This is a genomic window from Paenibacillus sp. ISL-20 (assembly GCF_018613005.1).
Classification (GTDB): Bacteria; Bacillota; Bacilli; order Paenibacillales; family Paenibacillaceae; genus Paenibacillus_AQ.
Genome location: NZ_JAGGRD010000031.1, coordinates 117,271 through 128,664 on the forward strand (window position 1 = coordinate 117,271; position 11,394 = coordinate 128,664).

Consider the following 11,394-nt stretch of genomic DNA (forward strand, 5'->3'; position numbering starts at 1 on the left):
ATGATATGCAAAGGTTGGCAGCCCAAGCTCTCTTAACTCCAATTCCATACCTCGATCCGGCCCAAACGGAATCCCCAAAATCCCTGTTCCTCCTTTAGCTTCTCCAACTCCCGCACAGGTCCCGTAACGGTTGCGCCGTAAACTTGAACCCCATTTTTCTTCAAGTAAGCCAGACGCTTTGTGTCTTCATCCACGCCGTTATATTTGATGTTGTTGGTCATCCATTCAACGTCGGCGATTAGTTGCTGCACATGATCCGTTATCCCGGCATCCAGTGAGAAGAAAGTATGCCAACTAGAAAGAGAATGATTATCGCCAAACTGAACCTTGGGCCTTAATGTAAGATGGGGAATCACGTGATCAGAGCCGCTAGAGCTATAATTACCCGGCTTGAATTCCTTCAGTTCACCTGCATAAACAGCCATATTGGTTGCTCTAACATCATAGCCCGACAAGAGCTCCAAGACCTGCTCCGGTGACTTAAGCGTTCGAAGCGAGAAGAATAATTCCACTACGTTACCGTCTTCAAGTTTCTCTAACTGGTTCATTGCATCATTCGGATGAGGGGAGTCTTTAATCTTCCCACCCTCCAGCAGCGCAGAGTGCAGGTAAAAAGGATTTCTTTCATCTCGGTTCAGATAAGGCCCCTGTTCTTCAATGGAATAGGTCAGTTCTCCCCATAACCCCTTCTTCGCGTGAAGCTCTCCGACAATTAACTGCCATTCCCCCACATCCTTATACACGTTCAGCGTTTTCTTCTGGGTGAGGAACGGCGTCACTTCAACCAAAGACGAGCTTCGTTTATCTACGATAAGTCCACTCTCATGCAATTCAACCATTGTCATGACTGACCTTAAGAATTTATTGTTCAGGCCGGATTTATCATGGTAGATGTGGACGGCTGAATAATACATGCCATAAATCAAAAATACCATTAACGCAGCTAACAAAGCATTTATAAACTTCTTCACCCTTGTCCGCCAGGTCATCCGATTAATCAATCCGTATTCATCTCCTCTCCCCTTCTCATTTAGACAACGGTTTGATCCCGCAAATGTTACGGTAAAATAAGAAAAATCGTTACAGCAGCTAAAGACACGCAGCTACCGTAACGATTCCATTTCACGATATTCGATATTATTGCGCTTCAGAAGATGGGTTATTATGTCCATCCCAGCATTCCACATCCTGCAGCCCTTTGATGCTGTCTTTGGTGAAGACAGGATCCAAACCAGCACGTTTCTGCTTCAAGTAGTCATGAAGCGCGGCAAAGGCCGTTCGGGAAAGCAGCGTAATGGCCACAAGATTCACAATCACCATCAATCCCATGAACAGGTCGGCCAAATCCCACACCAGCTTCACGCTGGTAACGGAGCCGAAGATGACCATGGCCAGCACACAAGCCCGATAGACCCATATCCATGCCCGATTCGACTTTAAAAATTCAATATTGGTTTCGCCGTAGTAATAATTGCCGATCAGCGTGCTGAACGCAAACAGGAAGACCATGATCGCCAGGAAGTCGGACGCCCATGCCCCCATCTCCATGCCCAGCGCAGTCTGAGTCAGGGCGATTCCATCAAGTCCGGTCTGCTGATAAGCACCGGTAAAAAGGATAATGAAGGCGGTGCTTGTACATATGACCAGCGTATCAATCATTACGCCCAGCGCCTGCACCAGCCCTTGCTTGGCAGGATGGCTTGTCGTTGCGGTAGCCGCTGCGTTAGGCGCGCTCCCCATGCCGGCTTCGTTGGAGAACAGCCCTCTTTTGATCCCGTTCATGAGAGCGGCACCGATCGATCCGCCAACGACCTGCTCATAGCCGAACGCGCTTTTGACGATAAGAGCAAAAACTTCCGGCAGCTTGGTAATGTTGGCTAATACGATAAACAGCGCGGCACCGACATACACCACAGCCAATACAACAACGATCAGCTCCGACATTTTGGCGATCCGCTTCACGCCGCCAAAGATGATAACGGCGAAGATAACCGCCATAATAATTCCGATGGTTAAACGATCGGTCCCGAATGAATTCTCGAAAGCAATCGTAATCGTATTGGATTGGACCGCATTAAAGACAAGACCGAAGGACAAGGTGATCAGGATCGCAAACAACACGCCCATCCACCGTTTCTTTAATCCTTGCTGCATGTAATAAGCGGGACCGCCGCGATAACCGCCCGCCCCATCTTTTACTTTATAGATCTGGGCCAGCGTACTTTCGATAAAGCTGGATGCCGAACCGATAAGCGCAATAATCCACATCCAGAATACGGCCCCGGGTCCCCCAAGCGAGATGGCCAGAGCAACCCCGGTTATATTCCCTGTCCCGACACGGGCAGCCATACTGATGGCAAATGCCTGAAAAGGCGAAATGCTGCCCTTCGCTTTACTCTTGGGTTCGCGGATTACCCGGAACATCTCGCCGATCAGGCGAAACTGCAGAAACTTGGTTCCCACCGTGAAATACAGGCCAACGGCAATCAGCAATACGATGAGCAGCTTAGACCATAAAAAATCATTAAAGATATTCACTACTTGCTGTACAATTTGATCCATACTCTACCCTCGCTATATAAGTCATCACCCATGGTGTAGGTTTTGTGTAAAATAGTCCACGTTTCATCTAACCATTACTTCCCCTTCGGAAACAAGAGGTTAATTGTGGAAATTGGGGGACATGGTTTCGACGGGAACCCTCCTCCCGAAAGTCGAGACAATTGTTTAGGTACTCCCTACTCGGCAGCAGGGTGAGCAGAGCATGGACCTGCAAGGGATACCATATAAAAAAAGACCCTCTCCTCTGCGTGTTAAGCGCAGGGAAAGGGTCCCGTATCATGTTCAAGAGGCTGTACCTACAACCAGCCTTTCTATGATGAAGAGTTCATGCCGGTGTAGATCAGAATCGCATCGCAGAGGAACACTGCCGTTCCGGGCTGCTTCGCATCGTAATGGGCGGTAAAGCGCTCATCGTCAACGTACATCTGAGCAAGGCCCGCGTGGGCCTCTTTGCTGTAATCGTTCCAATAATAGGTGAGCCAACGCTTGTGAAGATCGGCCGCCTTCTGGGCCAGCTCACTGGCAGGGTCGCCTTGCTTAAACGCTTCAGCCAGCGTCTCGTACAGCTCATCAGCCAGACGCGTTACTTCCTCATGCTGCGCTTGCGTCATGTTTTTCAGCTTGGCATTGGATTTATTCACAGTCTCTTCGCCATACTTCTCGCGAATTTCCTTACCGTATTTCTTCTCATTATCATCAATCAGCTTCTGCTTGAATCCTTCGAATTTCTCTTGGTCACTCATGGTCTTTCTCCCTTCGGCGGAGGCGATCGTGTTCTCCACATTGGCAATCAGCAAATCCAATTGCCTTCTTTTGTCTAGGAGCTGCGCATGGTGTTCCTGGAGCGCCTGGGCCCGGTTGAAGGATGGTGAGGTCATAATCTCCTTGATCCCGTCCAATGGAAGTCCGAGCTCCCGGTAAAACAAGATCTGCTGCAATTGGTCGACCTCCTCCTGCCCATAGATCCGATATCCTGACGAGTTGATTCTGGCCGGCTTCAGAATGCCAATCTCATCGTAATAACGGAGCGTCCGGGTACTTATTCCTGCCAACTTTCCAAGCTTCTGCACCGTGTATTCCATGGTTTCACCTCCTGACAATATCAATGTACACCTTTACGTAACGTTAAGGTCAACACTATCCGCGAAAAAAAATGATATCTGCCATCCTCAGCATACAAAATAATAAAAAGAAACTGAATGTATTCTTAACAGAATATCATCCAGTCTCCCAAAACGATCCCATTCAGTATGTTATTTCGCTTCCTCCTCCGTATCCGCTGCAGCAGCTGCGGATTTATCGGCATCCGTATGCTTCTCGTTAATCCACTGTTTCAAGGGCTCGGTCATTTCATCCTTCAGCTTCTGAACCAATTGATCCTCTGCAATCCCCTTCGAGGCGGCTATCTCGGCTAGCGATTGCCCTTCCTTCATTTCCGCCTTCAACTCGTCCTCCGACAATCCGAGCAAAGCTGCGATTTCCTCCGGATTACCGAATTTGCCGAAACCTCGGCCGCCTTTGCCATGACCTTTTCCAAAACCGACTTCGCTGCTCTCTACCATTTGCGTAAGGCGGGCACTCAGCCCCTCTTTCCACTCGGCTGCTTCGGTTTCCGTTATACCGCCTTCACTCAGGCGCTCATCGATCTTGGCGGTTTCCAGCTCGGTCAGCTTCTGGACGAACACGGATTGGGTCATCCCCTTGCCTTCGGCAATTTCGGCAAACGTGCTGCCCGCTTCAAGCGCCGTCCGGATCTCTGCCTCCGTCAGTCCCAGGATCTCGGCCGTCTCTTTGACGATATTGCCGCCGCGAGGGCCGCCCGCCTTATGATCCATCCACTTTCCATCTCGGTTCTTCGCTGCATCCGCAGCCGATAAGTCTGTCCCCGTCTGTCCATCCTCGGATACCGTGGTGGAAGCGTTCGTGCTCGCCGCTGCAAAAACCTTGTTCTGAAGGTACCCGGCTCCCCCCAGCACAAGCGCTGCTGCCATGCTGCTTACTAATACTTTTTTACTTATCGGATTCATCTTCATCTCTCCTTCTAGGGTTATGGTTTGTCTTACAGTTTGAAGTATAGAGAGGGAATCTGAAAGTAAACTTAGGGGAACGTTATGCCAGGCTTAGGCTAAGCTGAAGGTTTGCTGAATGCTAGACACAAAATACCGTGTCACCAGGATCGCGGACGCTTTACAGCTATTCCCAATCAAAAAGACAACGTAAAAAACTGCCGGAGGCAGCCTCCCCAGCGGTTCCTGTCTGTGTATTCCTTCACAATTCAATAAGCAAACTATACTCGAAATGGCCTCATCTCGTCATATCGAGCCCTTTAGTTTCCCTTCTCCTCCGCTTCCGAAATGGCTCGATTAGCCAGATTCGTCAGCACGACATCATCCATGGGCGGATTATGGAGACCCGCCCGGACATCCCTGTACATTCGTTCCAACGGGAGCTGCCGCGAGAGACTCAAGCCTCCAACGATCCGCATGGCCTGGTCAACAATCCGGACTGCTGCATTGGTCACGACATATTTGGCAAGACCCAGCTCAGGCTTGAGCGCAGCGCGGTTCTCCACTTCCTTGTCCCAGCGGTCGGCGGTTTGATACAAATAGCTGCGGGTCGTAAGCAGGTCCACTTCGATTTCGGCGATGTGCCGTTGGATATTCGGCAATTCGGCAATGGGGACCATCAAGGAGTTCGGTTTATGATGACGGGCAAAATCGATGGCAAAATTGCGTGCAGCATAAGCAATCCCCATATAACAAGCCGGGATGTGAAGCAGAATGCCTTCCGTCGGCACGGGAAACTCAGGTTTCTTATAATCGAGTCCCCGAATCACTTCTGTCTCCGGCACGAAGACATCCTCCAGGATCATGTCATGGCTTCCCGTTGCCCGCATGCCCATCGTATTCCAGGTTTCCTCGACCTTGACTCCGGGTCCGCTGCGCACGAGGAACGCACCGACCTTCTCGCTATGCTCGATACCGGCCGTAACCACAAATTGCTTCAAGATCGGGCTTAACGTACTGAAGGTTTTGCGTCCGGTAATGCGCCAGCCGCCCGACACCCGCCGTGCCGTGGTTTCCGGCCTTCCGCCCCGGCTGGGACTCCCTGTCGCAGGTTCGCTCGCCAGCTCATTAATGACCACGCCTTCTGCTACAACGTCCTTGCACAGTCTCTCAAATAAGTGCTCCGGCCAAGCCCCGGATAGGCGCAGCTGAAGGATTTGCCCGATATGCCAACCGACGGCCAGCGCCGTAGAGCCGTCGCCTCTGGCGAGTCGTTCCTGGGCAAGTATCATTTCGTATACGGAGGCTTCTTCTCCTCCAAAAGATGCAGGTACGGTCAGTTTCAGATAGCCCGACTCCTTCAGGTCATCAAAATTCTCGAACGGAAACGATCCCTCCAAGTCGTGCCGTGGAGCTCTTTCCGCGAATTTGGCCCCAAGCTTATCCGCCCGAGCTGCGATCATGGCTTCGCGTTCATTACGTATGAATGGATCTGTGGAACCGGATCGATTCAAGTTTGTCCCCTCCTTGCTAACCCTTGTATTCCGATAGATATATACATAAAATTGTAGCAACCCTATTTTGGGGTGTCAATGAGGGGGCTCACCGATCGCCGCTCCCCCCTTTAGCTCGGATATATCCAGTATATGAATTCCGAATCATAGAAGACAGACCGCGTTTAGATGAAGTTTTTCTTGCAAAAAAATCCGCACTGTAGAAACAACGCGGATCCAAGACGCAAATAGGATAGTCTACATCGCATACTCCGACAGAAACGAGGCGATCGCTTCATTCACTTCTTCCGGGTTATCCAAATTCGTTGCATGGTGAGCGTTCCGAATGATTCTTAATTGCGAATTCGCAATTCTCTCCTGCATGTATTCCTGCTGCCTTCGAATCATCGTGTCGCTCTCTCCTTGAAGAAGCAAGGTTGGACAATGGATCTTATGCAGATCCTGCGTGCTCTCCATCCGAGTCACCGCATCCCATATCCGAATCCAGTTGGCATGCGGGATGGAACGAAAGGCTTTCTCTATGTAAACTTGATTGCTCTTATTGTACTTGGATAGCATTTTCCCTTGCATTTTTCCCGATAAGGACATCGGCATCAAGTAACTGGACCAGCGATTTAGCGGCACGAACATTCGCTCATACCAATTGAACGCATTCGTGAACGGAGTACCAATCAGTACCAGGGCTGCGACCTTGTCAGGATAGCGAACGGCCGTCTGCAGTGAAATATGCCCACCCAGGGATAACCCGCAAAGGATCGCTTTCTCGACGTCGAGATGACTTAGCAGATCCGCCAAATCCCTGCTAAAATCCTCCGAATCCACTTTGCCGTCCGGCAAGGAAGATGAACCATGCCCCCGAACATCCCACACCACGGTTTGGTACTGACGAGCGAAATAATCGACTTGCAGCCGCCATTGTTCATGATTCCATGAGGCCCCATGCGTAAAAACAAGTGGTTTTCCTTCTCCCTTTACTTCATAGTACAGATCGACTTCCCTTCCTTTAAAAATCGGCATATCACCATCCTCCTTGCTATATTTGAAATGATTGGGTACCGACATGCCATAGCGGAGCAAATATCACCTGAAAGCACTCATCAAACAGTTCGTCCAACGTTCGGTTTGATTCTTTAATCCAGATCATCATGGCGCCACTGATGGCGGCTTGCAGTACCCTGCTAACCATAGCCACGTCGCATCTAGCGATTTCTTTGTTCGTAATCGCCTGGTTCAGCATCTGCCGGGTAAACTCATCGATGAGTTGCAGTCGGTACCGGGTCTTCTCCAACAAATCCGGATCATTCGTCCCTTCCAGATAGAAGGAAGTGTGGTTAGCCAATTCAACAGGATCTTTCATATGTAAAACCGCATGCTGAAACACGGCCTTTAGTGCATCTATTCTGGATCGATCGGATAGGCTGGCCTCCTGGAAGGCATGCTTGGTTAATTCAATAACATAATCGCTGTAGGCCAGGAACAAATTCTTCTTCGAACCGAATCGCTTCATTAAAGCTGCCGGCGAAATATTCACTTCATGCGTGATGTCGGTTAATGCTGCTTGACCGTATCCTTTTTTGCATAGTGCCTGGTAGACACCGTAGAAGATAGCCTCATCTTGAAATTCGCGAGGTCTTACCATAGCGTAATCCCCTTCCCATAGTTAGTGAACGTTCATTTACTAACTATTGTTTCATAAACCTTCCCCAATGTAAACAGCCTGGAGGCGAACACGCACATCAAGATACGGCATGACTCCTGCAAAAAAGCTCTGTTCACCTCTGCTGACCGCTCTGGTGTGTAATCCGGCTGTCTTTTTTAATAGAAAAAACGCAACTTCCTTATACTCTTGTACCGAATTACCCTCTATACTGACAGTAGAAGGAAACCATAATCTAGGAGGAGCTGAGCACATTGCGTACCAAATTCATTTACCAGGCACCTGCAAACGGTTATCCAGAATGGAATAATAATCCGAATATTTTTCAGCTAAACCGCCACAAAGCCCATGCTTACATGATGACGTTTCCGTCAGAGTCTGAGGCGCTGAGCCATGCCCACTCCATGTCCCCTTGGTATCAGTCATTGAACGGGATGTGGAAGTTTGCATTTGTCGAAACCCCTGACGAGCGCATCCAACATTTCTACGAGACCGATTATGATTCCAGCAGTTGGGCTGATATGCCCGTCCCTTCCCATTGGCAGCTTCAAGGCTATGACTATCCTCAATATACGAATATTAGATACCCCTGGTCCGAATCGGAGCCTGAATTGAAAGCCCCCTTCGCGCCGACGCGATACAATCCCGTAGGCTCCTACATCCGTGAATTCACGGTACCGGACACATGGAAGGAACAGCCCGTTTATATTAGCTTCCAAGGTGTTGAATCCGCTTTCTATGTATGGGTGAACGGCGAGATGGTTGGATACAGCGAGGATACGTTTACGCCGGCGGAGTTCGATATTACGCCCTATCTAATCGAAGGCGAGAATAAATTGGCTGTTGAAGTGTATCGCTGGTGTGATGCGAGTTGGCTGGAGGATCAGGATTTCTGGAGGCTTAGCGGGATCTTCCGCGAGGTCTACCTCTATTCCGTCCCTGCCGTCCATATCTCCGATTTCTTCGTGCGCCCGGTTCTTGATGACGAATACCGGAATGCCGAGCTGCAGATCGACGCAACCGTTACGAATTACTTTAATGAAACCATCGATAAGGACAAGCTTCAGCTTGAGGCGCTTCTATACGATCAGGATCGTCAGCTGGTCAAGAAACAAGCACTCACGATAGCGGATTACATTATTGATGAGGGCAGCTTCACCCTGAGCATGGACGTTCCCGAACCCAAAAAATGGAGCGCGGAATCGCCTAATTTGTACACCGTCGTTCTGGCATTGAAGGATACGGACGGAGTTTGCCGCGGAGCTGTAAGCTGCCGCACGGGCTTCCGCCGCTTCGAGCTGAAGGACGGATTGATGCGGATTAATGGTCAGCGCATTCTGTTCAAAGGCGTGAACCGGCATGAATTCTCCCCGGATACCGGGCGGGCGCTTAGCCGCGAAGACATGATCACCGATATTGAACTGATGAAGACGCATAACATTAATGCGGTACGGACTTCCCATTACCCGAATCAATCTGTATGGTATGACCTCTGCGACGAATACGGCTTATATGTGATCGATGAGACGAATCTGGAGACGCACGGAACCTGGGAGTACGGGCAGCAGGAACTGAAAGAAACGGTCCCCGGCAGCAAGCTCGAGTGGCGGGACAATGTATTGGACCGCTGCAATTCGATGTTTCAACGAGACAAGAATCACCCCTCCGTCATCATCTGGTCGCTTGGCAACGAATCCTTCGGAGGCGACAACTTCATTGCAATGCACGATTTTCTGAAGGAGGCCGATCCGTCGCGGCTCGTTCATTATGAAGGGATCTTTCATTACAGGGCGTCCGAGGCGGCTAGCGATATGGAATCCACCATGTATGCAAAACCTCAGGAAGTGGAAAAGTATGCAATCAGCAACCCGAGCAAGCCTTACATCATTTGCGAATACAGTCACGCGATGGGCAATTCCTGCGGCGGGCTTCACCTGTATTGGGAGCTGTTTGAGAAGTATGACATTTTACAGGGAGCTTTTATATGGGACTGGATTGATCAAGCGATCCGCACCCAAACGGCGGACGGCATCGAATATTTAGCGTATGGCGGGGATTTCAACGAAACGCCGCATGATGGCAATTTCAGCGGAAACGGCCTGATCTTCGCCGACCGCAGCAAAACCCCCAAGCTAGACGAAGTGAAAAAATGCTACCAGAACGTCAAGTTCGAATGTTTGGACCCTGCTGCAGGCCGGATTCGGATCAGCAACCGTTTCTTGTTTACTAATCTCGATCAGTATCTTATAAAATGGGAGATTCAACGGAACGGAGAAGAAAGCGAATCCGGCACGCTCCAGCTCTCGCTCCAGCCCGGTGACCATACCGAAATCAAAATTCCGTATTCCCCTATAGAGGACGATGGAAAAGAAGCGATTCTCACCGTCTCCCTGATTCGGAAGGAGAGCGCCAAGTGGGCACCCGCAGGACATGAAGAGGCTTGGGAGCAGTTCGCGCTAACACCCTATATAGCGAGCCAATCGGAAACAAACGCTCTTGCAAAGGCGAAAGCCTTAGAGGTTACCGAATCGGATGAAGAGCTTCTCATCACGGGTCCTGCCGTTTCATTATGCTTCCACCTTGGCACTGGCGATCTGACATCTTACGCGCGATACGGCAAGGAATACCTGCTCGCACCGGCCAGACCGAATTTCTGGCGGGCCATCACCGATAACGATCTGGGCAACCGGCTCCCTGAACGCTGCGGCGTATGGAGAACGGCCCATGATCAGCGGAAGCTGCTGGCTCTGCGCTGGCATACGGAAGGTCCTGCCGTCGTGGTCTCCAGTCACTATCAGATCGAGACCGCTCCTATATCCGGACTGACCTTGGAGTATCGAATCTTCCCGGACGGAACCATTCGCGTGCAAGCAACCTTTGTTCCGGGCAGCGGCTTGCCTGACATTCCGGAAATCGGCATGCTGTTCTTGCTGGATGAAGGTCTCGATATGCTCAGCTGGTACGGCCGTGGGCCTCATGATAATTATTGGGACCGGAAGACAGGAGCCAAAATCGGTCGATACACGGGAAAAGTGACCGATCAGTTCGTTCCTTATCTGAGACCTCAAGAATGCGGGAACAAAACCGATGTCCGCTTCGCGAGCCTTACCGAAGGAAGCAGCGGGGAAGGTCTACGATTCGAAAGCTCCTCCCTCATGGAGTTATGCGCCCTGCCATGGACGCCGGATGAACTGGAGGGGAGCGACCATGTGTACAAGCTCCCGCCAAGCGATAAAACCGTCCTGCGCATCAACTACAAGCAAATGGGCGTAGGCGGCGACGACAGCTGGGGAGCGCCAATCCATGAAGCGTTCACGCTGCCCTCCAACCGTACGTATAGCTTCAGCTTTACGATGGGGGCAGCACGCTAAAACCCCTCTATAAAACAAATACAAAGGGGGTGTCCCAAAAGATCTTAGATCTTGCGGGAGGCCCCCTTCTTGCTGTTAGAAGACGCTCCATGTACGAATCGTTCCTACCATCGCTGTTGCCCCCACATTTCTTGGAATGGTTCTGAGCAAGGACGAAATGTGGGGGCAAAGGCGAGCGCTGACGCTTGTCCGGAATCGATTCGTCCTCTCCGCTACGCCGTGCAGATTTCTTACTTTTTTAGACGCAAAGAAACCGTTCTTTGGTAAAATGGAAGTGCTACCCA

At 50.5% G+C, this 11,394-nt stretch carries 9 protein-coding genes; 1 reads left to right on the forward strand and 8 read right to left on the reverse strand.

What is annotated here, in order from left to right; all coding sequences use genetic code 11:
- Positions 1-32: 32 nt before the first annotated feature.
- From J7E85_RS19220 to J7E85_RS19250, 7 genes are all read right to left on the reverse strand, one after another.
- Entirely contained in the window at positions 33-1,001 is a 969-nt protein-coding gene (locus tag J7E85_RS19220) for an anti sigma factor C-terminal domain-containing protein (protein WP_251035844.1), read from the reverse strand.
- 136 nt (positions 1,002-1,137) lie between these two features.
- A complete protein-coding gene (locus J7E85_RS19225; RefSeq protein ID WP_215160504.1) occupies positions 1,138-2,562 on the reverse strand; it encodes an alanine/glycine:cation symporter family protein in 1,425 nt (474 codons plus the stop codon).
- Between the two features lie 311 nt (positions 2,563-2,873).
- Positions 2,874-3,644 carry a MerR family transcriptional regulator gene (locus J7E85_RS19230; RefSeq protein ID WP_215160506.1) on the reverse strand — a complete coding sequence of 257 codons (771 nt, stop codon included), beginning with the start codon at positions 3,642-3,644 and terminating at the stop codon, positions 2,874-2,876.
- 171 nt (positions 3,645-3,815) lie between these two features.
- On the reverse strand, positions 3,816-4,589 hold the full coding sequence (locus J7E85_RS19235; RefSeq protein WP_215160508.1) for a hypothetical protein: 774 nt from the start codon (positions 4,587-4,589) through the stop codon (positions 3,816-3,818).
- A gap of 299 nt (positions 4,590-4,888) precedes the next feature.
- Positions 4,889-6,082: an acyl-CoA dehydrogenase family protein gene (locus J7E85_RS19240; protein ID WP_215160510.1), complete on the reverse strand. Its 1,194-nt coding sequence runs from the start codon at positions 6,080-6,082 to the stop codon at positions 4,889-4,891.
- Between the two features lie 237 nt (positions 6,083-6,319).
- Positions 6,320-7,099, reverse strand: a complete 780-nt coding sequence (locus J7E85_RS19245) for an alpha/beta fold hydrolase (protein WP_215160511.1) — start codon at positions 7,097-7,099, stop codon at positions 6,320-6,322.
- Positions 7,100-7,115: 16 nt separating this feature from the next.
- Positions 7,116-7,721 carry a TetR/AcrR family transcriptional regulator gene (locus tag J7E85_RS19250; RefSeq protein WP_215160512.1) on the reverse strand — a complete coding sequence of 202 codons (606 nt, stop codon included), beginning with the start codon at positions 7,719-7,721 and terminating at the stop codon, positions 7,116-7,118.
- Between the two features lie 272 nt (positions 7,722-7,993).
- Here J7E85_RS19250 and lacZ point away from each other — a divergent pair, with 272 nt between their 5' ends.
- Positions 7,994-11,110, forward strand: coding sequence for a beta-galactosidase, LacZ type (gene lacZ, locus J7E85_RS19255; protein ID WP_215160513.1), 3,117 nt, complete (start codon positions 7,994-7,996; stop codon positions 11,108-11,110).
- A gap of 75 nt (positions 11,111-11,185) precedes the next feature.
- Here lacZ and J7E85_RS19260 read toward each other — a convergent pair.
- The coding region (locus tag J7E85_RS19260; RefSeq protein ID WP_215160514.1) for a hypothetical protein at positions 11,186-11,394 on the reverse strand (209 nt) is incomplete at its 5' end.

What these genes read in the sequence shown, in the direction of transcription:
- J7E85_RS19250 (WP_215160512.1), bottom strand. Translation starts at nt 7,721, where the DNA reads ATGGTAAGACCTCGCGAATTTCAAGATGAGGCTATCTTCTACGGTGTC.
- J7E85_RS19235 (WP_215160508.1), bottom strand. Translation starts at nt 4,589, where the DNA reads ATGAATCCGATAAGTAAAAAAGTATTAGTAAGCAGCATGGCAGCAGCG.
- J7E85_RS19230 (WP_215160506.1), bottom strand. Translation starts at nt 3,644, where the DNA reads ATGGAATACACGGTGCAGAAGCTTGGAAAGTTGGCAGGAATAAGTACC.
- J7E85_RS19245 (WP_215160511.1), bottom strand. Translation starts at nt 7,099, where the DNA reads ATGCCGATTTTTAAAGGAAGGGAAGTCGATCTGTACTATGAAGTAAAG.
- J7E85_RS19225 (WP_215160504.1), bottom strand. Translation starts at nt 2,562, where the DNA reads ATGGATCAAATTGTACAGCAAGTAGTGAATATCTTTAATGATTTTTTA.